The sequence below is a fragment of the Sciscionella sediminilitoris genome (genome assembly GCF_000737195.2).
GTDB classification, from domain to species: Bacteria; Actinomycetota; Actinomycetes; order Mycobacteriales; family Pseudonocardiaceae; genus Sciscionella; species Sciscionella sediminilitoris.
Genome location: NZ_JALM01000030.1, coordinates 25,975 through 49,852, shown reverse-complemented (window position 1 = coordinate 49,852; position 23,878 = coordinate 25,975). Strand labels below are relative to the sequence as shown.

Below are 23,878 nucleotides of genomic sequence, written 5' to 3'. Positions count from 1 at the left end.
TTTCTTCACAGTCAGGTTAGCTGCTGTTAACAACGCGCGGTAGCCGTCGCGCGAGGTTCTGCGTCCATTCGGTGCATTTTGTGGCAATGGTCTCGCTTCCGGGGGCCGCGAGTGCTACAAGTTCTGTGACCGTTCACAGCTGTCCACAGCACGGAACCAGGGGGCTCTCATGCGGAAACTGCTCGGTCTCGCCGGAGCGTGCGCGCTCGGCGTCGGAATACTCGGATCACTCGGCGCGGCTCCGGCGAACGCGACACAGGCCGCGAACTACGTCGCGCTCGGCGACTCCTACTCGGCCGGGGTCGGTTCCGGGGACTACGACCCGGATTCGGGGAACTGCAAGCGCAGCGCGAACGCCTACCCGAAGCTGTGGGCGGACGCGAACAAACCGGCCTCGTTCAGCTTCGTCGCCTGCCTCGGCGCCAAGACCGGGGATGTGCTTTCCGACCAGCTCTCCGCGCTCAGTTCGTCGACGAGCCTGGTCTCGATCAACATCGGCGGCAACGACGCGGGGTTCACCCCGACCCTGACCTCCTGCATCACCGGCGGCGACGCGGGCTGCAAGACGGCGACCGACAAGGCGATCGACTACGTGCACAAGACGCTGCCCGGCCAGCTCGACACCACGTACCAGAAGATCAAGGCGGCGGCGCCGAACGCCAAGCTCGTGGTGCTCGGTTACTCGCGGCTGTACAAGATCGGCGGCTCCTGCTCGGTCGGCCTCTCGGACACCTCGCGTGGCTACATCAACAACGCCGCGGACGAGCTCGACACCGAGATCGCCGCGCGCGCCAAGGCCGCCGGTGCCACCTTCGCCGATGTGCGCTCGGCCTTCGCCCCGCACCTGATCTGCACCTCCGATCCGTGGCTGCACAGCACCACCTGGCCGGTCGACGAGTCCTATCACCCGAACAAGAAGGGACAGTCCGAGGGTTATCTGCCCGCCTTCAGCGCGGCGAGCAAGGCGGCCGCCGCGGTCTAGGACACGTGCACTGGACGCGCCTGTTAGTAAGCGTTAACCTCTAGGCAGGGTTAACGGCGACTAACGAGGAGCAGGATGGACGCGCCCGTGCTGCAGAGCAAGGCCGATCCGGCATCGGCGGCGTTCACGAGCAATGCCGAGGCACATGCCGCGCTGCGTACCGAACTCGAAGACCGGCTGGCGACCGCGCGGTTCGGGGGCTCGGCCAAATCCCGTGAACGGCACGTGGCGCGCGGGAAGCTGCTGCCCCGCGACCGGGTCGACGCGCTGGTCGATCCCGGTTCCCCGTTCCTCGAGCTGTCCACGCTCGCGGCCAACGGCATGTACTCCGACGAGGCACCCGCGGCGGGGATCATCACCGGGATCGGCAGGGTGAACGGCCGGGAGTGCGTGATCGTGGCCAACGACGCCACGGTCAAGGGCGGTACCTACTACCCGATGACGGTGAAGAAGCACCTGCGCGCCCAGGAGGTGGCGCTGCACAACAACCTGCCGTGCATCTACCTGGTCGACTCCGGCGGGGCCTTCCTGCCGCGCCAGGACGAGGTGTTCCCCGACCGGGAGCATTTCGGGCGGATCTTCTACAACCAGGCGACCATGTCCGCGCGCCGCATCCCGCAGATCGCCGCGGTGCTCGGATCCTGCACGGCCGGTGGCGCCTATGTGCCCGCGATGAGCGACGAGGCGGTGATCGTGCGCGAGCAGGGCACGATCTTCCTCGGCGGCCCGCCCCTGGTGAAGGCGGCGACCGGGGAAGTGGTCACCGCGGAGGAACTGGGCGGCGGGGAACTGCACTCGGGCACCTCCGGGGTCACCGATCACCTCGCCGAGGACGATGCGCACGCGCTGCAGCTGGTGCGCCAGATCGTGTCCACGCTCGGCCCGCGGGCCGCCCCGCCATGGGAGCGTGCCGAGCCGGAGCCGCCCGCCTACCCGGCCGATGAGCTCTACGGTGTGGTGCCGACGGATTCGCGCACTCCCTACGATGTGCGCGAGGTGATCGCCAGGGTCGTGGACGGTTCCCGGTTCGCGGAGTTCAAGCAGAACTACGGCACCACCCTGGTGACCGGTTTCGCGCGGATCCACGGTCATCCGGTGGGGATCGTGGCGAACAACGGGGTGCTGTTCTCCGAGTCCGCGATGAAGGGCGCGCATTTCATCGAACTGTGCGATCAGCGCAAGATTCCCCTGGTGTTCCTGCAGAACATCACCGGGTTCATGGTCGGCAAGCAGTACGAGTCGGGCGGAATCGCCAAGCACGGCGCGAAAATGGTAACCGCGGTCGCCTGCGCGCGGGTGCCGAAGTTCACCGTGATCATCGGCGGTTCCTTCGGCGCGGGGAACTATTCCATGTGCGGGCGCGCCTATTCACCGCGGTTCCTGTGGATGTGGCCGAACGCGCGGATCTCGGTCATGGGCGGGGAACAGGCCGCTTCGGTGCTCGCCACGGTGCGCCGGGAACAGCTCGGCGACGACTGGAGCGCGGAAGCGGAGGAGGAATTCAAGGACCCGATCCGCGAGCAGTACGAGGAACAGGGGAATCCCTATTACTCCACCGCGCGGATCTGGGACGACGGGGTCATCGATCCCGCCGACACCCGCATGGTGCTCGGACTGGGGCTCGCCTCGGCGGCCAATGCCGAGCTCGAACCCATTTCCAACGGCGTCTTCCGGATGTGAGCGATGTTCGAAACGGTACTGATCGCCAACCGCGGTGAGATCGCGGTCCGGATCGCGAAAACCCTGCGACGGATGGGAATTCGCTCGGTCGCGGTGTACTCCGATGCGGACGCGGACGCGCGGCACGTGCGCGCGGCGGACAGCGCGGTGCGCATCGGACCGGCCGAGGCCGCGCGCAGTTATCTGTCCATTCCGGACATTCTCCGGGCCGCCCGGGTCAGCGGTGCGCAGGCGATCCATCCGGGATACGGGTTCCTCAGTGAGAACACCGAATTCGCCGCGGCCTGCGCGCGCGAGGGGATCGTGTTCATCGGCCCGCCGTCGAGCGCGATCGAGGCGATGGGGGACAAGATCCGCGCCAAGCAGACGGTGACCGCGGCCGGGGTTCCGGTCGTTCCGGGGCGAACCGAAGCGGGGATGAGCGACGCGGAGCTGATCGAGGCCGCCGCGGAGGTCGGATTTCCGGTGCTGCTCAAACCATCCGCGGGTGGCGGGGGCAAAGGCATGCGCCAGGTCACCGAGGCAGGGGAACTGCCCGAGGCGATCGCCTCCGCGCGCCGGGAAGCGGCCGCCGCCTTCGGGGACGACACGCTGCTGATCGAGCGGTTCGTGCGCAATCCGCGGCACATCGAGATCCAGGTGCTCGCCGACTCCCTCGGCAACACGATCCACCTCGGTGAACGGGAATGCTCGCTACAGCGCCGTCACCAGAAGATCGTGGAGGAGTGCCCCTCGGTGCTGCTCGATGCGGCGACGCGGGAACGGATGGGCGCCGCCGCGGTCGATGCGGCCGCCGCGGTGGGCTATGTCGGCGCGGGCACGGTGGAATTCATCGTTTCCGGGGACCGGCCGGAGGAGTTCTTCTTCATGGAGATGAACACCCGGCTGCAGGTCGAGCATCCGGTCACCGAACTGGTCACCGGGGTGGATCTGGTGGAACAGCAGCTGCGTGCCGCGGCCGGGCTCCCGCTCTCGGTCACCGAACCGGCCTTCGACGGGCACGCGATCGAGGTGCGGGTGTACGCGGAAACCGTGTCGGAGCTGGGTTTCCTGCCCTCCGGAGGAACCGTGCACGCGCTCGCCGAACCCGCACAGGTCAGGGTGGATTCCGGGATCGAGCGCGGGGACAGCGTCACCAGTCACTACGACCCGATGCTCGCCAAGTACATCGCGCACGCACCGAGCCGGGACGAGGCGATCGGGAAACTGCGCACCGCGCTCGGCGAGACCGTGCTGCTCGGGGTGCCGAACAACATCGCCTTCCTGCGCGCCCTGCTCGCCGATCCGCAGGTGCGCGCAGGCGAACTCGACACCGGACTGGTCGAGCGGAATCTCGAGAGCTACCTGGAAACCGAGCCGCCGGAGCACGTGCTCGTCGCCGCGGCCATGGAACGCGCACTGTGGCAGGAGGCCAACGCGGGCACCGATCCGTGGCGTACGCCCGGTGGCTGGCGGATCGGGGAACACGCCTGGACCCGGTGGCAGCTGGCGGTTCCCGGCGGGGACCCGTTCGCGATCGCGTTGCGCGGACGCGCCGAACGGGCCGAGGTCGCGATCGGGGAGGCCGAACCGGTCACCGCGAGCGCGCACCGGGCCGATGGTGCGCTGGTCGTGGAATTCGCCGGGGTGCGCCGGGTCTACGCCGAGGCGCGCACCGAGGATTCGCTGTGGCTCGCACACGAGGGCGCCTGCTGGCAGCTCACCGAGATCGAGCGGCTCGCGGCGAACCGGAAAGAGGCCGGGGCGCGTGGTGGGCCGGTGGTCTCCCCGATGCCCGGCACCGTGCTGCTGGTCAAGGCCGCACTCGGGGAAACGGTGCGCGCCGGCGCCCCCATCGCGGTCGTCGAGGCGATGAAGATGGAGCACACCATCACCGCCCCGGCGGACGGAGTGGTGACCGAACTGCCTGCCGAGGTCGGGAAATCCGTGGCACTCGGCGAAGTTCTCGCGGTAATCGAGGTGAGTTGAATGATCGACTTCGAGCTTGGTGAAGAGCACGAGGCCCTGCGCAAGACCGTCGAGGAGTTCGCGCAGGCCGAGGTGGCCCCGGTGATCGGGGACTTCTACGAACGCGACGAGTTCCCGTACGAGATCGTCGGGAAGATGGGCCGGATGGGCCTGTTCGGGCTCCCGGTTAGCGAGGAATACGGTGGCATGGGCGGGGATTACTTCGCGCTGTGCCTCGCGCTCGAGGAACTCGCGCGGGTGGACTCCTCGGTGGCGGTCACCGTGGAAGCCGGGGTCTCGCTCGGGATCATGCCGCTCTACCGATTCGGCACCGAGGAGCAGAAACGCCGCTGGCTGCCCGAACTGACCGCCGGAACGAAGCTCGGCGCGTTCGGGCTCACCGAACCGGACGGCGGCTCCGATGCCGGGGCCACCCGCACCACCGCCGTGCTGGACAACGGGGAATGGGTGCTCAACGGGTCCAAGGCGTTCATCACCAACTCCGGAACCGATATCACCGCGCTGGTCACCGCGACCGCGGTCACCGGAAAGAAACCCGATGGCAGCAAGGAAATCTCCGCCATCCTGGTGCCGAGCGGAACCCCGGGGTTCACCGTCGAGAAGAAATACTCGAAGGTCGGCTGGAACGCCTCGGACACCCACCCGCTCTCCTTCGACGACTGCCGGATTCCCGCCGAGAACCTGGTCGGCGAGCGCGGCCGCGGGTACGCCCAGTTCCTGTCCATTCTGGACGAGGGCCGGATCGCGATCGCCGCGCTCTCCGCCGGTCTCGCGCAGGGCTGTGTGGACGAATGCCTGCGTTATGCGCGCGAACGCAGCACCTTCGGCAAGCCCATCGGCGGGTATCAGGCGATCCAGTTCAAGCTCGCCGATATGGAACTGCGCACCCACAACGCGCGGCTGGCCTACTACGCCGCGGCCGGGAAGATGTTGCGCGGCAAGCCGTTCAAGAAGGAGGCGGCGATCGCCAAGCTCACCGCCTCCAACGCCGCCATGGACAACGCCCGGGATGCCACCCAGATCTTCGGCGGTTACGGCTTCATGAACGAGTTCCCGGTCGGCCGGTTCTACCGGGACGCGAAGATCCTGGAGATCGGCGAGGGAACCTCCGAGGTGCAGCGGATGCTCATCGCCCGGGAACTCGGCCTGCGCTGAGCCGGGCGGTACCTGTCCCGAGCAGGGCGATGATCGTGAACCCGGCGAACAGGTAGCGGGCCGCGGCGGTCAGTTCCGGCTGACCGATGTTGACCAGCAGCCCGGCGATCGCGGCACCGGTCGCGGTGGCCATCGTGAGCACGGTGGCCACGGCTGCCGCCGCCTGCTGCGCCTCGGCCGGATCCTCCGCGAGCGACATGGCCCGCGCGGTCAGGTGGGGCATCGCCATGCCGATTCCGGCGCCCGCCACCAGAAGCGCGATCAGCCATACGAGGACGAGCACGGTGGAGGCGTTCGGGACGAACAGCAGCGTCAGCGCCGCGAGGCCGACCGTCAGCACCGCCGGACCGGCCGGGATCAGCACGGACACCGCACGGCCCCGCGCGGAGGCGCTGCCGATCTGGGTGAGCGCCCAGCCGAGCGAAAGCGCGGCGCCGTAGAACCCGGCGACCACCGGAGGAAGCTGCCCCAGCCGCTGCCCGAACAGCGGCAGGAAGGTCTCCACCGCGACTGCCGAGGCCAGCGCCGCGATCGTCAGATACACCCACCGCATGGCCGAGCCACCCCGGTAGGTGGACACCGGAAGCACGCGGACCGGGTGCCTGCTCTCCACCAGCACGAAGCCGATCAGCAGGAGCGCGGCCGCGCACACGAGGGCGAGCCGGACCGTCCAGGACTCGCTCAGTCCGGCCACGCTCAGTGCGCCGGTCGCCGCCACCACGGACACCAGTGACCACACCGGTATCCGGAGTTCGCCTTGCGCGGGAACCCCGTCCGGACGGAGTACCCGCACGGCGACGCCGCCGAGCAGCACCGCGCAGCTCGCGAGCGCGGCGAACGCCCAGCGCCAGGCCCCCGCCTGGGCCATGGCGCCACCGACCGCGGGACCGACGAAGTTCCCTGCCCCGAACATCGCCGAGATCACCGCGGTGCCCCGGGACCACAGCGCGGACGGCAGGCTCGCCTGGATCAACGCGAACCCCAGCCCGCTGAGCAGACCGGCGCCGAGTCCCTGCAGTCCGCGCCCGGCCAGCATGAGCGGCATCGCCGGGGCGAGCGCGCACACCACCGAGCCCGCCGCGAACACCCCGAATCCCGTGGCATAGGCCGGCCGGGCACCGATCCGGCGCAGCACGGTGGCCGTCAGCATCGCCGCGATGACCTGACCGGCCAGGAAAACCGTCATGTTCCAGGCGTAGAGCTCCCGGCCGCCGATCTGTTCCACCGCCGTCGGCAGCAGGCTCGCCGCCAGATAGATGCTCACCGCACCGACGAACACCCCGCCGGCCAACACGACCACCGTCGCGCCGTACGACCGCAGCTGCCGCCACGTCCCGGCATTTTCATCGGTTATCACCGTTCTCCTCGACTCTCGGCAATACGTTCGCCGAACACAGTGCCGTACCGGGAAACCGCGGTAAGGAAGTCGACACGCGGTGATCCGCCGCACAGTTTCGGCGGCGCCGGGAGCACGAAACGGCGCCCGCGACAGCCGATCGCGGGCGCCGTTGCGCTATGCCGTGGAGATCAGGTGAACGAGGGGCGCAGCGGCATGTGCGAGTTCTCCCCGTCCAGCTTCACCCCGAGGATCTGGTGCAGCTGGATCATGTTGCGGTCGAAGCCCATCCGGGAGGCCGCCATGTAGAGCCGCCACACCCGCGCGGTCGCGATGCCGACCTCGGCCACGGCGGCCTGCCAGTTCTCCTCGAGGTTGGCGCACCAGTCGCGCAGGGTCAGCGCGTAGTGCTCGCGCAGGTTCTCGGAGTGCCGGATCTCGAAGCCCGCCGCGTTCATGGTGGAGGCGAGCCAGCCGGGGCCTTCGAGTTCGCCGTCCGGGAAGACGTACCCGTTGATGAACGGCCCGGTCTCGGCCGCCATGGAGTCGTCGGGGCGGGTGATGCAGTGGTTGAGCATCCGCCCGCCGGGCACGAGTTTGGCGTACAGGGACCGGAAGTAGCCGGGGATCTCGGCCATCCCGATGTGCTCGGTGAGCCCGATGGAGGAGATGGCGTCGAACTCGGTCTCCGGGATGTCGCGGTAGTCCGAGTGCCGGATCTCGGCGAGGTGGTCGAGCCCGGCCTCCTTGATGGCGCGCTGGCCCCATTCGGCCTGTTGCTTGGACAGGGTGACCCCGATGGCCCGCACGCCGTATTCGCGCGCCGCGTGCAGCACCATGCCGCCCCAGCCACAGCCGACATCGAGCAGCCGCATGCCCTCGCGCAGCCCGATCTTCTTCGCGATCAGGTCGTGCTTGTTGAACTGGGCCTGTTCGAGGCTGTCCTTCTCCGCGCCGTAGACCGCGCAGGTGTAGGCCATGGAGGGACCGAGCACGTAGCGGTAGAAGGTGTTCGAGACGTCGTAGTGGTGGTGGATGGCGTTCGCGTCCCGGTTTTTCGAATGCCGCCGCCCGCGCACATTCGACTCCTGCGGCGGCGGCTGTACCGGCCACCAGAACCGCGCGGCGGCCAGCTTGGCGAACACCTTGAGCCGCAGATCCCGCGGAATATCGGCCATGCTCAGCTTCGGCATCAGGGAAAGGCCGGTGTGCATGTCCCCGACCACGTCGATGGTGCCCGCCACGTACGCACGGGCCACACCGAGCTGCCCGGGTGCCGAGGCGAAGTAGGACAGCGCGAGCGGAGAGTTGATCTCCAGCCGCACCGGCGCGTTCCGGTCTCCGGTGCTACTTCCGTCATAGGCGCGCACTTCGACGGGAAATTCCGATCCGGCGATACGCGAGAAAACATCAGCGATCCGCATTGCGTACTATCCTCCGAGAACACATTTCGTGTACAGATCTTTGGCCCTCGACTGAGGGTCGTACTTCTTCTTCGCCTTTTCGTAGGCGGCGCCGTTGTAGAGTTTCCAGAATTCCTCTTCGGTGTAGAACGATTCCGAGTAGAGCGATTTGTGCCCGCCGAGCTCGGTGACCTTGTGCTCGATCAGCCGGTTGAAGTGCCCCTCCTGTTCCCAGCCTGCGAGCGGGACGGTCGCCCAGAAACCCACGTTGACGTACAGCTTTTCCGCTTCCATCGGATACAGCGGCCAGGTGCGTTCCCCGCGCAGTTTCAGCGGGCACAGCCAGACCGGGGAAATGCCGATCTCGGTGTGGAAGAAATCGAGGAATTCGGCGAGCCGTTCGACCGGGATCTCCACATCCTGGATCACCGGCTCGCGCTGTGGTTTGCCGACCAGTTTCGCACCCTTGGAACTGAAGCCGTATTTGCGATCGAGCGCGACGGCCTTCCGGTAGACATCCGAACGCCGTTTCGCGCGTGGCCAGAAGCGGCGCACCAGCGGGTGCTGCGCGCCGAGTGCCCTCGAGCACCAGAACCAGTCCACATCCCAGCGCCACAGGTAGTCGCGCACCGTCAGGTTGTCCACCGGGCGCTCGCGCAGCGATTTGTAGTACACCCGCTGGCCCGCGTAGTCACTGGTGCCGCCGGGCGCCTCGGACACGAAGCTGCCCAGGGTCAGGTAGCACTCCTCGCGGCTGAACACGGTGCCGTCGATGAAGTCCACTCCGATCCCGCGCCAGCTCCGCTCGGCGCAGATCTGCTCGATCGCGGCCACCGCCTCGCTCGCCGAACCGAATCGCTCGTGGCGCAGCCGGACGTACGGGGAAACCGGCTGCAGTTCGATGCGCAATCGCAATGCGTAACCGAGCGTTCCGTAGGAATTCGGGAAGGTAGTGAACAAATCGGGGTTCTGCTCGGCGGATGCGGTGACGATTTCACCGTCCGTGCAGAGAATGTCCATTTCCAGTACGGATTCGTGCGGCAAACCGTGCTGAAACGATGTCGATTCGATACCGAGCCCCGCTACCGCCCCGCCGAGGGTGATCGTTTTCAGTTGCGGGACGACGAGCGGCATCAGCCCGTGCTGCAGTGTCGCGTCGACCAGGTGTTCGTAGGTGGTCATCCCGCCGACCTCCGCGGTCCTCGTGACCGGGTCGACGCTGAATACCTGGTCGAACGCGGCGACATCCAGGCGCGGTCCGCCGTTGTCCCGGAAGCGGAACAGGTTCGAGGTGGCCTTGCCCAGCCGGACGGGGGTACCCGGGGGAAAGGCGGTGTACTGGGCACGCAGATCGCGTACGGCGGAGGAGTAGTCTGGCAGGCGGCCGGAGTCGGACATGAGGTCGATGTTAACTGCGTGATCACGCTCACGGCTTAATCCCCGCGATTAGGGCGGTCCGCAGCAACGTGGGCCGCCCCGATGCGTCACCAATAACAGGGGAGTGAGGGCGAAGGGATTGAATCGGTCGATGACGAAGAACCGACGGCAGAATCGTGCGCGACTCGGTGTGGTCGCGCTCGCTGGTGCGGCCACACTGCTGCTCGCCGCATGCAGTGGTGGTTCGGGTAACGGAGGCAGTGGCGGCGGTGGCGACGATGCGCAGGACGCCACGATCGCGATCACGCCGGCGGCCAGTGCGCAGCTGAGCCCGAATGCACCGATCAATGTGAAGGTCGCGAACGGCAAACTGACGAATGTCGCCGTGACCAATGAAAAGGGCAAAGCGGTCAAAGGGGAATTTTCTCCGGACAAGACCTCGTGGCACACCACGGAAGACCTCGGTTACGGGGCGACGTACAACGTGGACGCGAAGGCCAACGGAGACGGTAAGAACACCGACAAGAAATCGACCGTGCACACGATCGATCCGAAGACGACCGCCTATCCCGCGTTGATCCCGCCGCCCGGTTCGAACAACAGCATCGGCGTCGGGCTCCCGCTCGTCGTGCAGTTCGACCACAAGATCACCGACAAGGCCGCGGCCGAGAAGGCGCTGCAGGTGACCTCCACACCCAACCAGGAGGGCGCCTGGCACTGGATCGACGACAAGCAGGTCGACTACCGGCCCAAGGAGTTCTGGAAGCCGGGCACCAAGATCCACCTGCACGTCGGCATCTACGGGGTGAACCTCGGCGACGGGGTGTACGGCAAGGCCGACCGCGATCTCGACCTGACGGTGCACGACTCGTGGATCGCCAAGGCGGACGCGAACACCGAGAAGATGACGATCGAGCACAACGGCAAGGCGGTCAAGACGATGCCGGTCTCGATGGGCAAGGACGACACCCCCACGCACAGCGGCACGCACGTGGTCTCCTCGAAGTCGCGCTCCTACCAGATGAACTCCTGTACCTACGGTGTCTGCAGCGGGCCGCACGCCTACAACACGACCGAGTACTACGCGGAGCGGATCTCCAACGACGGCGAGTTCGTGCACGAGAATCCGGCCTCGGTCGGTTCCCAGGGCAGTTCCAACGTCTCGCACGGCTGCATCAACCTGAACGAGGCGAACGCTTCCTGGTTCTTCGAGAACTTCGGCGTCGGTGATGTGGTCGAGGTGGCCAACGGGGGCGGGAAGCTTCCGGTCTACGACCTCTACGGTGACTGGTCGCTCTCCTGGGACCAGTGGCTCAAGGGCAGTGCACTGCACAAGAACTGAGCCCCCGAACCGAGAACCGCCCCCGGCCGCGTGCCGGGGGCGGTTTTTCGTGCACTCCACCCACTTGCACTTGACTATTTCAAGTGCAAGTGACAATCTCAAGGCCGTTGTGCGGCCGAGAGGGGGTCACCATGTCCGGTGGCGTGGCGGGGGTGCGGCCCGCCTGGGTCGATGCGGAGCTGTTCCCGTTCGAGAGCCGGTTCATCGCTATCGACGGGCATACCGTGCACTACGTCGACGAGGGCGCCGGGCCGACGCTGCTGCTCCTGCACGGCAATCCGACCTGGTCGTTCCTCTGGCGGGAGGTGATCCGCGCGCTGCGTGCGGACTTCCGGTGCATCGCGCTGGACTACCCGGGGTTCGGCCTGTCCACGCCGAAGCCGGGCTACCGTTTCCTGCCCGAGGAACACGCGGAGGTGGTCACCGGGTTTCTCGACGCGCTCGGTCTCGAGGGGGCCACCCTGGTCGGGCAGGACTGGGGCGGGCCGATCGGGCTGGCCGCCGCTTCCCGGCGGCCGGGCGCCTTCGATCGGCTGGTGCTCGCCAATGCCTGGGCCTGGCCGGTCAACGGCGATCCCTACTTCGAGGCCTTCGCGCTCCTCGCGGGCGGAGCCCCGATCCGGTTCCTGTCCCGGCACTTCAACCTGGTCGCCAAGGCGTTCGTCCCGATGGGGCACCGCAGGCGGAAGGTCACCGCTGCCGAGCTGACCCACTATCGCCGGGCGCTGGACACTCCCGCGCCTCGCCAGGCCTCCGCCGTGCTCCCGCGCAGGATGACCGCGAGCCGGGCGTTCTTCACCGAGGTCCAGGCCGGACTCGCGGAGCTGGGCCGGCTGCCGACGCTGATCGTGTGGAGCGACGCCCAGATCGGTTTCCGACCCCGGGAACGGGAACGCCTGGAAGCGAGTTTCCCCGAGCGCGAGACCGTGATCGTCGAGGGTGCGGGCCTCTATGTGGAATCCGATGCGCCGGGGGAGTTCGTCGCCGCGCTCCGGGAATGGCGGCCGCTTCAGGGTTTGCGGCCGACGCAGGCGTAGAAGCGGGATTCCTCGGGGTGTTCGGGCACATCCGCCGGTGCGTACGGGCGCCACTGCGGGGTCCACACCAGCCCGGGGTCGACGATTTCGGTCCCGTCCAGGAAAGCGGTGATCTCCGCGGCGCTGCGCTGGATGAACGGGGTGGAACTGTTCCGGTAGAGCTCGGCGGCCTTGTCCAGCCGGTCGGGATCGCCCTCGGTGGTCGCGTGCGAGACCACGACGACACTGCCCGGCGCGAGGGCGTCCAGATAATGGCGGATCGCCCGGTCCAGCTCCGGGGAGTCCGGGATGAAGTGCAGTACCGCGACCATCAGCAGCGCGACCGGCCGGTCCAGGTCGAGTAGCGCGCGCGTGGCATCGGAGCGCAGGATCGTCTCGGGATCGCGCAGGTCCGCGCGCACCACACGGGCGTTCGGCTCCGCGGCGAGCAGCCGCTCGGCGGTGGTCACCGCGACGGCCTCGTGATCCACGTAGACCACGTGCGCCTCTCCGGTGCGCTGTGCGGCGATCTCGTGCACATTGCCCGCGGTGGGGATGCCCGAACCGATGTCGAGGAACTGGCGCACCCCGTTGTCGAGGCAGTACTCCACCGAGCGGCGCAGGAAGGCCCGGTTCAGCCGGGCCGCGGTGCGCACCTCAGGGGCGAGTTCGATGATCTTGCGCGCGTATTCGCGATCGGCGGCGAAATTGGCCCCGCCACCGAGGAAGTAGTCGTACATCCGGGCCGCGTTCGGCCGCTCGGGATCCACATCGGCGGGCGCCCAGGACTGGTCTTCGGTCACGGAACCATACTGCCCGATGACCGAACGATATTTACATGCAGGATGGATTGCTTGTAGGTTCGTTCGCAGGTTCGAGGCGAGGAGGCCCGATGGCGAAGCAGCCGAGGAGTCTGAGCGGGAAAGTCGTCGTCATCACCGGCGGCGGGCGCGGAATCGGCGCCGCGACGGTGAGTGCCCTTGTCGCGCATGGTGCCAAGGTGGTCATCGGGGACATCGACCTGGCCACCGCCGAGGAGACCGCCCAGCGCCTGGACAAGGAGCCGATCGCGCTGCAGGTCGACGTGACCGATCCGGAGGCGTTCACCGCTTTCCTGGACGAGGCGCAGCGGCGGGCCGGGCCGATCGATGTGCTGATCAACAACGCGGGCATCATGCCGCTCGGCCCCGCGGACGAGGAACCGACCGGAACCGCGCGCAAGCAGCTGGAGATCAACCTGTTCGCGGTCATCCACGGCACCAAGGAGGCGATGCGCCGGATGAAGGCGCGCCGCCGAGGCCACATCGTGAACATCGCCTCGATCGCGGGAGTCGGCGGGTTCCCCGGCGGGGCGACCTACTGCGCGACCAAGCACGGGGTCGTCGGCTTCTCCGATGCCGTGGCCAGGGAACTGCGCGGTACCGGGGTGGACATCTCGGTGGTGCTGCCCGGCATCGTGCGCACCGAACTGGCCAGCGGGCTCGGCGAGGCCAAGCTGGTGAAATCCGTGGCGCCCGAGGATGTGGCCGCCGCGATCGTGCGGGTGCTGCAGTTCCCCCGGTTCGACGTCTTCGTTCCCGGATTCGCCGGTGCGCTGCTGAAACTGCCGCGGGCGCTGCCGCGCGGGTTCACCGACTGGATGGCCCGCACCCTCAAGGCGGACCAGCTGCTGGCCAGCGGCGCGCATTCGGCCGAGCGCACCGCCTACGAGCAGCGGGTCAGGGGTTGACCTCGCTGCCCCAATCCTGCGGCGGCGTGCCGTGTTCGCGGAAGTGCTCGATGCCGACCCGGATGAACAGCGCCCGCGCGCGCAGGGCGAGTCTGCCGTCCGGAGCGTCCAGCCTGCCGAGCGCGCTGGTGTAGAGCTTGCGCCCGGCGATCCCGTCCACCCGGGCGTCGATGTGCAGCACACTGCCGACCGGGACCGGATGGAGAAAGTCGGTCTCCAGTTTCCCGGTGACCGCGGGATAGCTGACCAGTCCGCACACCGCGCCGAGTGTTTCGTCGAACGCGGCCGTGAGCACCCCGCCGTGCGCGAGCCCCGGCGCACCCTGATGTGCCTCGCTGACCTTGAACTCGGCGCGCACCGTCGCGCCCTCACCCGCGGTGGTGCGCAGGTGCAGCCCGCCCGGTGTGCCGCTGCCGCAGCCGAAACAGTCCCGGTAGTGCTCGCCGAGCAGCTGCCCGGGTGCGGGCGCCTTCGGGTGTCGTGTGGCCTGTTCGACCTCCACGGGCGGCCACTTAGCCATGCTCATCTCATTGAGCCTAGGTCGGGTTCCCCGGTTTGTCCGTCCCACGTGGGCAGGCTCGCAGTGCCGCCGTGTACTCCGGCCACAGCGCGAGCAGCTGGGCCCTGCCCTCGGTGCTCAGGCCCCGGTCGTCGAGCCAGCCCTTGGCGCGCAGGGTCTCGTCCAGCGGGGTTTCCCGCCCGGCGCCCGCCGCGGTCAGCGCCTCGAACTCGGCCGGTGCGGCGTGCCCGAGGGAACCGAGCCGGGCAGCGAGCGCGGCCCGCACCGGTTCCGGGAACACCGCTGCCGCGCAGCGCCGCGGTAGCGAGACGGCCAGCATCCGCTCGCGCAGCGCGGCAAGGGCCACCCCGGTGGCGACCCCGACGTTCAGCGATTCCACCTCGGTGGCCATCGGAATGCGCACCACGTGATCCGCGCGCTCCAGCACGGCCTCGCTGACCCCCGTGGTCTCGTTGCCGAGCACCACGGCCAGCGGGCCGCCGGAAAGCGGGGTGAGCGCGGGAACGGTGCGCCCGGCAGGTGCGGTCACCGCGATCTCGAAACCCAAGGCGTGCAAGGAATCCAGCGCGGTGGCGGGATCCGGGTAGCGGTGCAGGCTGGCCCGCAGCACTGCCGCGCGGGAGGCCTCGAGGGCCCGCCTGCTCGTCGGATCGGCGCGCTCCTCGGTGAGCACGATATCGGTGGCACCGAGCCCGCATGCGGTGCGCACGATGGTGCCGAGGTTGCCCGGATCGGCGATGTCCTCGGCGACGAGGGCGAGCTCGCCGAACTCCCCGGACTGCGCGCCGAGCTCGGCGACGGCGAGCGCGGTCACCGGTTTCTGGCTGCGCAGCGCCTGTTTGAGCACGCCGGGGGTGACCTCGTGCACCGGGCAGTCCGGTGCACGGTCCAGTGCGCGCTCGGCGAGCAGCACGAACTCCAGCGCGGCACCCGCCTCGATGGCCTGTTCGATGAGCAGTTCGCCCTCGAGTACGCACTTGTTCGCCGCGCGCCGGGCCGTCGCGGTGCTCAGCTCCCGCACGGCGGCGATGCGGGGATCCTTCACCGAGCTGATGATCGCCATTCGTGCAAGGTAACCTCTCGCCGCGTGGGGCATTACTTCAGTCAGCGACCGGAGGCGCGGTCCCGTCCGGGCGTGGTCCCGGTGCGCGCGGGTGAGCTGGACTTCGAGCTCGGCACCGATGCCGGGGTGTTCGCCAAGGACCACCTCGACAAGGGCACCGCGGTGCTGCTGGACGAGATGCCCTGGCCGGACACCGATGGCACGGTGCTCGATCTCGGCTGCGGATACGGGCCCATCGCCTGCGCGCTCGCGCTGCACCGGCCCGGTTCGCGGGTGTACGGCATCGACACGAACGAGCGCGCCATCGAGCTGACCAGGGCGAACGCCGAACGGCTCGGAGCGGCGAACCTGACCGCCTGCGCCCCGGACGAGGTGCCCGATGCGCTGCGCTTCGACTATCTGTACTCGAATCCGCCGGTGCGCATCGGCAAGGCCGCGCTGCACGAGCTGCTGCTGCGCTGGCTTTCCCGGCTCACCGAGGACGGGCGCGCCTACCTGGTGGTGCAGCGCAACCTCGGCTCGGATTCGCTGGCCGCCTGGCTCATCGCGCAGGGGTACCCGACCGAACGGCTCGCCTCGCACCGGGGATTCCGGGTGCTCGAGGTGACCGCGCGAACCTCAGAACCGCAGCAGGGGTAGCTCGGCGGACAGATCCGCGCGGTGCCCGGAGGCCTGCACCGCGCCCTGGTCCACGGCCTCCGCCCAGCCCAGCAGGCCACAGGCGAGCAGCAGCCAGCTGCGCGGATCGGTTTCCACGGTGTTCGGGGGCGTTCCGCGGGTGTGCCTTGGCCCCTCGATGCACTGCACCGCGGCGAACGGCGGCACCCGCACCTCGACGGTGTGCCCGGGCGCGAGCTGTTCGAGCAGCCGCAGGCTGAGCCGGACCGCGGGCGCGAGGACCGTGCGGGCGGGAGGCTCGGCCTCTCCGCGAAGCCACGGAAGGACCTCGCCGACCGCCGCACGGGCCTGCGCCGGGTCGATGCGTTTCCTGCTCAGTAGTCCTCACCGATGACCGGCGGGGCGACCTTGATCTCGTCGTCGCCGAACACGTTGTCCGCCGAGACCAGGAAGGAGTTCTGCTCGTGCACCTGGTCGCCGCCGCTGCCGCCGAAGCCGCCCGCGCCACCGGCCCCGCCGGCACCGCCCGCGCCAGCGGGTGGCATCCCCGCCGGGTGCTGCATGTCCGCGCCGTAGGAGCCGTACCCGCCCGGCTGCTGCTGGTGCTGCACCGGCGCGCCGCCGGCGGCCCCACCGCCGCCGTGCTGCTGGTTGCCCGCCTGCACGGTCGCTCCGGTGTGCCCGCCCGCGCTCGGCTTGTCCTGGCCGAGCGGGTCGAAGCCCTCCGAATTCGGGGAGTTCCCGGTGAGACCGCGGTTGGCGAGGTAGGGGTTACCGCCCTTGGTGGTGTCCCCACCGCTCATGCCCGCGCCCCCCGCGCCCATGCCGGGGGACATCGGGGCACCGGCCGGGGTGTTGTTCTGCGGGGCCGAGGACGGCGTGGTGTTCGCCGCGGCCGCGTTGGTCGCTCCGGTCGTGGCACCCGGCCGGGAACCGGAGGAGCGCTCCTCGTCCTTGCCGCCGCGACCGCCGAAGGCCGCGCCGGTGAACCCGCCGGGGGCGAGTTTCGGGGCGAGCTGGCCGCCGAGCGCGCCGAGTGCCGCGCTCGCGCCCAGGGTTCCCGCCGCGCTTTCGTTGTAGCTGGCCGCGGCGGCGGGCGCCGGGGCCGAGCTCGGCAGGTGCGGCTGCGCACCGGTTCCGGACATCCCGGTCGGCGCGGAGCCGTAGCCCGCGGTCTCGGTGTTGAACCGCGGCGTCGGGTCCTGGTTCCCGGTGTGCTGGAAACCCGCCCGGTTGTGCCCGCCGGAGAACGCGGCGCCACCGGAGATGAGCTGGTTACCGACCTCCAGCACGATGTTCGGCGGGTTGTAGAAGTTCGCCATGGTGCCCGCGTTGTGCTCGCTGGCCGTCTGGTACTCGTTCATCACCTGCACGGCGCGCTCCGAGGCGTCCCCCGCCGCGCGCTCGACCGTCTCCAGGTCCTTGCCGTGCAGTGCGATCGCGGCCGCCGGGTTGGCCGGTTTGCCCTGTCCGGGAGGCGCTGCGCCCTCGGCGGGCCAGGACATGGCGCCGCCGTCGGTCTTGGGTACCGGCTCGGGCATCTTGGCGCGCGCGGTCGAGACGTGATCGGCCTGGTCCTGCGCGGTCTGGCGCATGACATCGGCCGCGGCCTGCGCGGCGTCCGCCCACTGCCGCAGCGGGGTCATGCCCTTGTGTGCGGCCTCTCCCGCGCTGCCCTCCCAGTTGGCACCGATCTTGTTCAGCGAGTCGTTGAGCCGGCCGCTGATGTCCACCAGCGAGCGCTTGAGGCCCTCCCAGTACTCCAGCTGCGGGGTGGCCGCGCGGGCGCCCTCGCCGCTGTTGATCCAGTTGTACAGCGTCTCGTGGTTCTGTCCGCGCCAGCGCATGTCCGTCATTACTGGCCACCCCCTTCGCGTGCGTGCTTGTGCCACATCGCCGCGTTGTCGTCCTCGGAATCGCGGTAGGTGCGCTCGGTGCGCTGCAGCCCCTCGACCACATTGCTGAGCTGGCGCGCGTAGTTGAGCAGCACGTTCTCCGCGTTGAACTCCTCGGCGCCGCCCTTGGTGCGGTTGTTGATCGCCTGCGCGGTCTCGGCGCTCACCGGGTCCCCCGCCCAGGGCTGCTGGTGGGCGGACTGGATGCGGCGCAATTGCTGCTGCACGCCATCGAGCGCCTCACTGAATGCCTGCTTGGCCGCCCCGATCGAAGCCGGATCGACGTGCAGCCGCTGCGACCCACCCGGCGCCGGTACGTCCGGCTGCCCGGTGTTCCCACCTGGTGTAGACACTGCGCCTCCCTGCTCGCGTATCGATGCGACGATCGTAGCTGCGACGTATGACGCGGTGGTCCGGTTCCCGGAGATCCGATCGCCCCATTTGAGCCACTTCACCATACAAAATCACGCACAGGTACACAGCGGAGCCGTCGAAAAATCTCCGCGCGCGCGTGCGAGGGGCCGGGCGAAACGTTATTACCGGGCGCCCCGGGGTGCCCCGGCCCCGGGGATAGGGTCCGGATGTGACTGCTGACCAGCGAAGCGCCCCCGGGCCGATCGAGGACTACGCGCTGCTCTCCGATATGCGCACCGCCGCGCTCGTCGGCAAGGACGGCTCCATCGACTGGCTGTGTCTTCCCCGCTTCGATTCCCCCTCGGTGTTCTCCAGGCTGCTCGGCGACGAATCGCACGGGCACTGGCGGATCGCGCCGGCCGCGCAGGTCACCAAGGTGGAACGGCGGTACCGGGACACCACCATGGTGCTCGAGACCGACTTCCACACCGAGGAGGGCGTGGTGCGGCTGGTCGACGCGATGCAGCCGCAGCAGACCGACACCGATGACGCGCCGGCCGTGGTGCGCACCGTGATCGGGATCTCCGGTGAAGTCACCCTCGAGATGCGCTGGGTGCTGCGGTTCGCCTACGGGGACTCGATCCCCTGGGTGCGCCGGGTGCGCGCGGAGGACGGGGAGTACATCCTCGCGGTCGCCGGTCCGAGCGCGGTCACCCTGCACGGGGACCTGCTCCCCTATCGGGTCGACTCGGAGCGCGTGCACGGGGCGGAGTTCACCCTCGACGAGGGCGAGCAGCTGTCCTGGGCGCTGTCCTACTGCCCGGATCCCGAGGTGCACCAGCCGGTGATCGATCCGGCGACCGAGGTGGAGAACACCGAGCGCTGGTGGCGGGACTGGGCGAGCGGGCTGCGCTACGAGGGGCCGCACCGGGAGACCGTGCGCCGTTCGCTGCTCACGCTCAAGGCGCTGACCTACGCGCCGACCGGGGGCATCGTGGCCGCGCCCACCACCTCGCTGCCAGAGACCATCGGCGGAGAGCGCAACTGGGACTACCGGTACTGCTGGCTGCGCGATGCCACGCTGACCCTGCTCGCGCTGGACAACTTCGGCCGTTCGGGAGAGGCGCTCGCCTGGCGGCGCTGGCTGCACAGGGCACTGGCGGGGGATGCGAGCGATCTGCAGATCATGTATGGCATCGACGGGTCGAGGCACCTGTTCGAACAGGAGCTGGACTGGTTGCCCGGCTATCACGGTTCGGCCCCGGTACGGGTGGGCAACGGGGCGTTCCGGCAGCGGCAGCTGGATGTGTTCGGCGAGGTCATGGACGCGTTGCAGCTGGCGCGCGAGCGCGGGCTGGAGGAGACCCCGGAGTCCTGGGCGATGCAGCGCGGGCTGATGCGCCACCTGGAGACGATCTGGCAGCAGCCGGACAAGTCACTGTGGGAGGTGCGCGGCGAGGACCGGTACTTCGTCTACTCGCGGGTGATGATCTGGGTGGCCTTCGACCGGGCGGTGCGCGCCTGCGAATCGGGCCTTCCCGGGCCGGTGCAGCGCTGGCGGGAGAGGCGCGAGGCGATGCACGCCGAGGTGCTCGAGCACGGGTACAACGCCGAGCTCGGCACGTTCACCCAGTACTACGGGGGAACGACGGTGGACGCGGCCACGCTGCGGCTGTCCTCGGTCGGGTTCCTTCCCGGCGACGACGAGCGCATGCTCGGCACCATCGACGCGGTCGGCAGGGAACTCGCGCACGGCGACCTCGTGGATCGGTACACCACCGGTGACCAGCAGGGACTGGACGGGCTCTCCGGAAAGGAGGGCGCTTTTTTGATGTGCTCCTTCTGGTACGTGGACGCGCTGGCGCTCGCCGGGCGCCGGGAACAGGCCGAGGCGATGTTCGAGCGGTTACTCGGGCTGGCCAACGATGTCGGCCTGCTCGCCGAGGAATACGACGCGGAGCAGCAGCGGTTCATCGGGAACTTCCCGCAGGCGTTCTCCCACCTCGCACTGGTGAACAGCGCGGCCACGCTGTGGGGAGACGGCGTGCACCGCAGGCATCATCGGGACCGTACCCGGGCGAAATAGCTCTGTGCGCTGCGTCGCGCTAGTACTCACTGTATGAGTTTCCTGCGAAGTACCGCGTGTCGCCGCCCGATCAGATGAACTCTGCGTAGTACCATGCGCAACTTTGACCACAACTGTTTACAACCGCCACATCAGTCACGCACACTTGCCGCGTGACCGGTTTGCGTGAAAGCTTCGACGGCTCCGTGTATCGACGGGGGCGTGGGGATTCGCGATCGGAACCGTGGATTTTCGCGCAATTAGGCGTGCGGAATTGTTCACTTCGGTCTCCGTTTTCGCGAACAGGCAAACCGTTCCGAAGATTATTGCCCCATGGGTCGGGCGCGCATATCATACGGCTCTCGCCATGAATTAACGGAAAATTACGGTTTGTGGTGAGTGCCTTGCATCCGCCTACTGGCGGTGACCGGGGCAAATCTGAAAAGCGAGGGCACAGAAAGGCATGATCATGAAGATCAGACCAAGACTCATCGCGGCGGGTGCGGCAGGAGTGTGCGCCGCGGCCTTGGCACTTCCTATTTCCCAGGCTAGTGCCGAACCGGCGAACACACTCCCGGCCAACGGTATGCAGAACCCGGATGATCATTCGATGGGTTCGCAGATCCGGAAGCACGAGGGCCAGCCCGCCGCGCGCACGTTCTCCGCGCTCGACAAGGCCGCGTCGAATCTGCAGGCGGGCGTGCAGGGTATCGATGTCTCCGGGCATCAGGGCAATGTGGACTGGAACGCGCAGTGGAATGCGGGTAAACGGTTCGCCTGGGTGAAGGCGACCGAGGGCACCGGTTACACCAGTCCGTACTTCGCCCAGCAGTACAACGGTTCGTACAACAAGGGATTCATCAGGGGCGCGTATCACTTCGCACTGCCGAACAAGTCCTCCGGCGCCACGCAGGCGAACTACTTCCTTGCGCACGGCGGCGGATGGAGCGGCGACGGGAAGACGCTGCCCGGCGCGCTCGACATGGAGTACAACCCGTACGGCTCCACCTGTTACGGGTTGAGCAAGTCCGCGATGACCAACTGGATCAAGGACTTCTCCGACACCTACAAGGCCAAGACGAACAAGTATCCGGCGATCTACACCTCGACGAGCTGGTGGAACCAGTGCGTCTCCGGAGACTTCTCGAAGACGAATCCACTGTGGGTGGCTCGATACAGCTCGAGCGTCGGCGCGCTGCCGCCGAACTGGACCAACTACACCGTATGGCAGTATTCCTCATCGCCGATCGATCAGGACGTATTCAACGGCTCCTATGATAGGTTGAAGGTATTCGCCACGAATCACGACTGAAGCCGGAGCCGCATAGTGCCGAATTCCCCGTCATGAGTCGTCTTCGTGGCGGGGAATTCAGCTTTCAGTGAGGACAGCAAAACTGTCAACTGTGAAACTGTAAACTCTCAAGAAGGGGCCAGCAGAATCATGAAGTCGGGGAAACATGGAAAGCAGATCCGGGCGGCGAGTGCGACGGTCGGAGTAGTGGCCGCGGCCTTGTGCCTCGGTGGCACGCTTCCGGCGAGCGCGGAAACCGAATCGGTGCAGAACCACTCGATGGGCGATTCCATTCGCGCCGAGCAGGGCAAGGCACCGAAGGCCTTCTCCGCGATCGACAAACGCGCCGCACGCCTGGCCGATACGGTGCGCGGTGTCGACGTGGCCAGCCACCAGGGCAATGTGGACTGGGCCGGCCAGTGGAACGCCGGTAAGCGGTTCACCTGGGTGAAGGCGACCGAGGGCACCGGGTACACGAACCCCTACTTCGGACAGCAGTACAACGGCTCCTATGACAAGGGCTTCATCCGCGGCGCCTACCACTTCGCGCATCCGGACTCCACCTCCGGCGCGGAGCAGGCCAACTACTTCATCGCGCACGGCGGCGGATGGACCGGGGACGGCAAGACCCTTCCCGGCGCGCTCGACATGGAAAGCGTGCAGGGCAAGCCGGCCTGCTATGGGCTGAGCAAGTCCGCGATGGGCGCCTGGATCAAGGACTTCTCCGACACTTATCACGCCAAGACGAAGAAATACCCCGCCATCTACACCTCCGCGAACTGGTGGAGCCAGTGCGTGGACGGGGACTTCGCGAAGACCAACCCGCTGTGGGTCGCGCGCTACGCCGCCGACCCCGGCCAGCTGCCCGGGACCTGGGGCGGCTACTCGGTGTGGCAGTACAGCGATTCGCCGATCGATCAGAACGTGTTCAACGGGTCCATGGATCAGCTCACCAAGTTCGCCACCGCCGCCGACTAGGCGAACTCGGGAAGGCGAGCAGCCAGTTCAGCAGGTGCGGGCATGGCCGCGACCTCCGCGGCCATGCGCCGGACCGCCGCTGCCACCTCCGGCGCGGTGAGCAGCTGCCGTGCGGCCTCGGTGATCGTGCCCGGTTCGGTGAGCACCGCGCCGAGGCCGAGCGCTTGCACGGTTTCGGCATTGGTGAACTGGTCGGCACCCTGCGGGAGTATCAGTTGCGGGACGCCCGCGGCGAAGGCCCCGAGCATGGTTCCGCTTCCGCCGTGGTGCACGGCGAGCGAACTGGCCCGCAGCACGGTGTCCTGGGAGACCCACGCTTCCAGGCGAACGTTGTCCGGGACGGCGCCGAGCGCCGCGGGGTCGATCGTGGGCCCGGTGGCGACGAGGACCTCGGCGTCCAGAGTGGACAGTCCGGCGATGGCGGTGCGCAATATCTCGGCATCGCCGAACGCGGTGCCGAGCGTGAGATAGAGCAGCGGCCGCCCGGTCCTGGTGACCGGCTCGTGTCCTTCGCCGGGGCGCAGCGGAATCCGGTTGGCGATGGCGAGAGTTTCGGGTGCCTGCGCGGATTCCGGGCAGATATCGATGAACGGATCACCGGCCTGCGGAGGTTCCCCGATACCGAGTTCGGTACCGAGGGCCTGGAACACCTGCCGGATCTCGGTGCCGATACCGGACGGCGCGACGCGGCCGAATCCGTGCTGCATACCGGGAATTCCGGCGAGCTTCGCGGCGAGACCGCCACCCAGATTGCCCTGCTCGTACACCACGAGATCAGGACGCTCGCGCTCCAGGATCGGGCCGAGGTCGGCGAGGAACCGGCGTGGCATGGCGTCCCCGAACACGGTGCCGAGCACGTGCCGCATCCCGTCCCCGCTCGGCGGCCGCTCGGGCACCGAACCGGTCGCGGCGGCGAAGGCCTCGCGGACGCTCCCGCCCGCGGACACCGTGCGCAGTCCGGCCTGCTCCGGTGCGGCCAGGAAGTCCGTATCGGTGGCGAACAGCACCTCATGCCCGGCCGAGCGGGCCGCCGCGGCGAGCGGAAGCAGCGGGCGCACGTGACCGTGGCCGGGAACCGCGGTGAACAGCACCCGCATGCGTGCTCC

At 68.3% G+C, this 23,878-nt stretch carries 21 protein-coding genes; 11 read left to right on the top strand and 10 right to left on the bottom strand.

From position 1 onward, the window contains the following. Nucleotides 1–169 precede the first annotated feature (169 nt). The 4 genes from AD72_RS14355 to AD72_RS14340 all read left to right on the top strand — a co-directional run bounded on the left by AD72_RS14355 (nucleotide 170) and on the right by AD72_RS14340 (nucleotide 5,785). Nucleotides 170–982, top strand: a complete 813-nt coding sequence (locus tag AD72_RS14355; protein WP_031467000.1) for an SGNH/GDSL hydrolase family protein — start codon at nucleotides 170–172, stop codon at nucleotides 980–982. Nucleotides 983–1,057: 75 nt separating this feature from the next. Next, nucleotides 1,058–2,662, top strand: coding sequence for a carboxyl transferase domain-containing protein (locus AD72_RS14350; RefSeq protein WP_031466999.1), 1,605 nt, complete (start codon nucleotides 1,058–1,060; stop codon nucleotides 2,660–2,662). Nucleotides 2,663–2,665: 3 nt separating this feature from the next. Then, the gene (locus AD72_RS14345) at nucleotides 2,666–4,630 is read left to right on the top strand and encodes an ATP-binding protein (RefSeq protein WP_031466998.1); all 1,965 of its coding nucleotides are present in this window, start codon (nucleotides 2,666–2,668) and stop codon (nucleotides 4,628–4,630) included. Next, complete coding sequence (locus tag AD72_RS14340) at nucleotides 4,631–5,785, top strand: acyl-CoA dehydrogenase family protein (protein WP_031466997.1); 1,155 nt, start codon at nucleotides 4,631–4,633, stop codon at nucleotides 5,783–5,785. Here AD72_RS14340 and AD72_RS14335 read toward each other — a convergent pair. From AD72_RS14335 to AD72_RS14325, 3 genes are all read right to left on the bottom strand, one after another. After that, nucleotides 5,757–7,085, bottom strand: a complete 1,329-nt coding sequence (locus AD72_RS14335; RefSeq protein WP_231644833.1) for an MFS transporter — start codon at nucleotides 7,083–7,085, stop codon at nucleotides 5,757–5,759. The genes AD72_RS14340 and AD72_RS14335 overlap by 29 nt on opposite strands. A gap of 227 nt (nucleotides 7,086–7,312) precedes the next feature. Beyond that, nucleotides 7,313–8,545 carry an SAM-dependent methyltransferase gene (locus AD72_RS14330; RefSeq protein WP_031466995.1) on the bottom strand — a complete coding sequence of 411 codons (1,233 nt, stop codon included), beginning with the start codon at nucleotides 8,543–8,545 and terminating at the stop codon, nucleotides 7,313–7,315. Nucleotides 8,546–8,551: 6 nt separating this feature from the next. Further along, nucleotides 8,552–9,922, bottom strand: coding sequence for an FAD-binding oxidoreductase (locus tag AD72_RS14325; protein WP_031466994.1), 1,371 nt, complete (start codon nucleotides 9,920–9,922; stop codon nucleotides 8,552–8,554). A 130-nt stretch (nucleotides 9,923–10,052) separates the two neighbouring features. Between AD72_RS14325 and AD72_RS14320 the strand changes: the two genes are divergently transcribed. Next, complete coding sequence (locus tag AD72_RS14320; protein WP_051898603.1) at nucleotides 10,053–11,243, top strand: L,D-transpeptidase; 1,191 nt, start codon at nucleotides 10,053–10,055, stop codon at nucleotides 11,241–11,243. Nucleotides 11,244–11,374: 131 nt separating this feature from the next. Next, nucleotides 11,375–12,280: an alpha/beta fold hydrolase gene (locus tag AD72_RS14315; protein WP_031466992.1), complete on the top strand. Its 906-nt coding sequence runs from the start codon at nucleotides 11,375–11,377 to the stop codon at nucleotides 12,278–12,280. Here the strand turns inward: AD72_RS14315 and AD72_RS14310 are convergent. Continuing rightward, nucleotides 12,253–13,062: an SAM-dependent methyltransferase gene (locus tag AD72_RS14310; protein ID WP_031466991.1), complete on the bottom strand. Its 810-nt coding sequence runs from the start codon at nucleotides 13,060–13,062 to the stop codon at nucleotides 12,253–12,255. The two genes, AD72_RS14315 and AD72_RS14310, sit on opposite strands and share 28 nt — an antisense overlap. An 89-nt stretch (nucleotides 13,063–13,151) precedes the next feature. On the opposite strand from AD72_RS14310, the gene AD72_RS14305 reads away from it, so the two are divergent. Beyond that, nucleotides 13,152–13,988 (top strand): SDR family oxidoreductase, encoded by an 837-nt coding sequence (locus AD72_RS14305; RefSeq protein ID WP_031466990.1) that lies wholly within the window; start codon nucleotides 13,152–13,154, stop codon nucleotides 13,986–13,988. Here the strand turns inward: AD72_RS14305 and AD72_RS14300 are convergent. Continuing rightward, the gene (locus AD72_RS14300; RefSeq protein WP_031466989.1) at nucleotides 13,978–14,514 is read right to left on the bottom strand and encodes a PaaI family thioesterase; all 537 of its coding nucleotides are present in this window, start codon (nucleotides 14,512–14,514) and stop codon (nucleotides 13,978–13,980) included. The two genes, AD72_RS14305 and AD72_RS14300, sit on opposite strands and share 11 nt — an antisense overlap. 10 nt (nucleotides 14,515–14,524) lie before the next feature. Then, on the bottom strand, nucleotides 14,525–15,571 hold the full coding sequence (locus AD72_RS14295; RefSeq protein ID WP_051898602.1) for a TrmH family RNA methyltransferase: 1,047 nt from the start codon (nucleotides 15,569–15,571) through the stop codon (nucleotides 14,525–14,527). A 24-nt stretch (nucleotides 15,572–15,595) separates the two neighbouring features. Here AD72_RS14295 and AD72_RS14290 point away from each other — a divergent pair, with 24 nt between their 5' ends. Further along, complete coding sequence (locus AD72_RS14290) at nucleotides 15,596–16,210, top strand: class I SAM-dependent methyltransferase (RefSeq protein ID WP_031466987.1); 615 nt, start codon at nucleotides 15,596–15,598, stop codon at nucleotides 16,208–16,210. On the opposite strand, the gene AD72_RS14285 is transcribed toward AD72_RS14290, so the two are convergent. From AD72_RS14285 to AD72_RS14275, 3 genes are read right to left on the bottom strand one after another with little or no spacing between them, the layout of a single operon-like run. After that, nucleotides 16,190–16,567: a sterol carrier family protein gene (locus AD72_RS14285; RefSeq protein ID WP_031466986.1), complete on the bottom strand. Its 378-nt coding sequence runs from the start codon at nucleotides 16,565–16,567 to the stop codon at nucleotides 16,190–16,192. The genes AD72_RS14290 and AD72_RS14285 overlap by 21 nt on opposite strands. Next, nucleotides 16,564–18,045: a PPE domain-containing protein gene (locus AD72_RS36530; protein WP_031466985.1), complete on the bottom strand. Its 1,482-nt coding sequence runs from the start codon at nucleotides 18,043–18,045 to the stop codon at nucleotides 16,564–16,566. The genes AD72_RS14285 and AD72_RS36530 overlap by 4 nt, the downstream gene beginning before the upstream one ends. Continuing rightward, the gene (locus tag AD72_RS14275) at nucleotides 18,045–18,437 is read right to left on the bottom strand and encodes a hypothetical protein (RefSeq protein WP_031466984.1); all 393 of its coding nucleotides are present in this window, start codon (nucleotides 18,435–18,437) and stop codon (nucleotides 18,045–18,047) included. Before AD72_RS14275 ends, AD72_RS36530 begins: the two co-directional genes overlap by 1 nt. A gap of 230 nt (nucleotides 18,438–18,667) precedes the next feature. Here AD72_RS14275 and AD72_RS14270 point away from each other — a divergent pair, with 230 nt between their 5' ends. The 3 genes from AD72_RS14270 to AD72_RS14260 all read left to right on the top strand — a co-directional run bounded on the left by AD72_RS14270 (nucleotide 18,668) and on the right by AD72_RS14260 (nucleotide 22,772). Further along, the gene (locus AD72_RS14270; protein WP_031466983.1) at nucleotides 18,668–20,524 is read left to right on the top strand and encodes a glycoside hydrolase family 15 protein; all 1,857 of its coding nucleotides are present in this window, start codon (nucleotides 18,668–18,670) and stop codon (nucleotides 20,522–20,524) included. Between the two features lie 442 nt (nucleotides 20,525–20,966). After that, on the top strand, nucleotides 20,967–21,815 hold the full coding sequence (locus tag AD72_RS14265; protein WP_425480768.1) for a lysozyme: 849 nt from the start codon (nucleotides 20,967–20,969) through the stop codon (nucleotides 21,813–21,815). A 129-nt stretch (nucleotides 21,816–21,944) separates the two neighbouring features. Then, complete coding sequence (locus tag AD72_RS14260) at nucleotides 21,945–22,772, top strand: lysozyme (RefSeq protein ID WP_031466981.1); 828 nt, start codon at nucleotides 21,945–21,947, stop codon at nucleotides 22,770–22,772. On the opposite strand, the gene AD72_RS14255 is transcribed toward AD72_RS14260, so the two are convergent. Next, nucleotides 22,769–23,869, bottom strand: coding sequence for a glycosyltransferase (locus AD72_RS14255; protein ID WP_031466980.1), 1,101 nt, complete (start codon nucleotides 23,867–23,869; stop codon nucleotides 22,769–22,771). The two genes, AD72_RS14260 and AD72_RS14255, sit on opposite strands and share 4 nt — an antisense overlap. Nucleotides 23,870–23,878 lie beyond the last annotated feature (9 nt).

Bases quoted from the DNA above. Each gene is read 5' to 3' on its own strand.
- AD72_RS14355 (WP_031467000.1), top strand. From the start codon at position 170: ATGCGGAAACTGCTCGGTCTCGCCGGAGCGTGCGCGCTCGGCGTCGGA.
- AD72_RS14350 (WP_031466999.1), top strand. From the start codon at position 1,058: ATGGACGCGCCCGTGCTGCAGAGCAAGGCCGATCCGGCATCGGCGGCG.
- AD72_RS14345 (WP_031466998.1), top strand. From the start codon at position 2,666: ATGTTCGAAACGGTACTGATCGCCAACCGCGGTGAGATCGCGGTCCGG.
- AD72_RS14340 (WP_031466997.1), top strand. From the start codon at position 4,631: ATGATCGACTTCGAGCTTGGTGAAGAGCACGAGGCCCTGCGCAAGACC.
- AD72_RS14330 (WP_031466995.1), bottom strand. From the start codon at position 8,545: ATGCGGATCGCTGATGTTTTCTCGCGTATCGCCGGATCGGAATTTCCC.
- AD72_RS14325 (WP_031466994.1), bottom strand. From the start codon at position 9,922: ATGTCCGACTCCGGCCGCCTGCCAGACTACTCCTCCGCCGTACGCGAT.
- AD72_RS14320 (WP_051898603.1), top strand. From the start codon at position 10,053: ATGACGAAGAACCGACGGCAGAATCGTGCGCGACTCGGTGTGGTCGCG.
- AD72_RS14315 (WP_031466992.1), top strand. From the start codon at position 11,375: ATGTCCGGTGGCGTGGCGGGGGTGCGGCCCGCCTGGGTCGATGCGGAG.
- AD72_RS14305 (WP_031466990.1), top strand. From the start codon at position 13,152: ATGGCGAAGCAGCCGAGGAGTCTGAGCGGGAAAGTCGTCGTCATCACC.
- AD72_RS14300 (WP_031466989.1), bottom strand. From the start codon at position 14,514: ATGAGCATGGCTAAGTGGCCGCCCGTGGAGGTCGAACAGGCCACACGA.
- AD72_RS14295 (WP_051898602.1), bottom strand. From the start codon at position 15,571: ATGGCGATCATCAGCTCGGTGAAGGATCCCCGCATCGCCGCCGTGCGG.
- AD72_RS36530 (WP_031466985.1), bottom strand. From the start codon at position 18,045: ATGACGGACATGCGCTGGCGCGGACAGAACCACGAGACGCTGTACAAC.
- AD72_RS14265 (WP_425480768.1), top strand. From the start codon at position 20,967: ATGATCATGAAGATCAGACCAAGACTCATCGCGGCGGGTGCGGCAGGA.
- AD72_RS14260 (WP_031466981.1), top strand. From the start codon at position 21,945: ATGAAGTCGGGGAAACATGGAAAGCAGATCCGGGCGGCGAGTGCGACG.
- AD72_RS14255 (WP_031466980.1), bottom strand. From the start codon at position 23,869: ATGCGGGTGCTGTTCACCGCGGTTCCCGGCCACGGTCACGTGCGCCCG.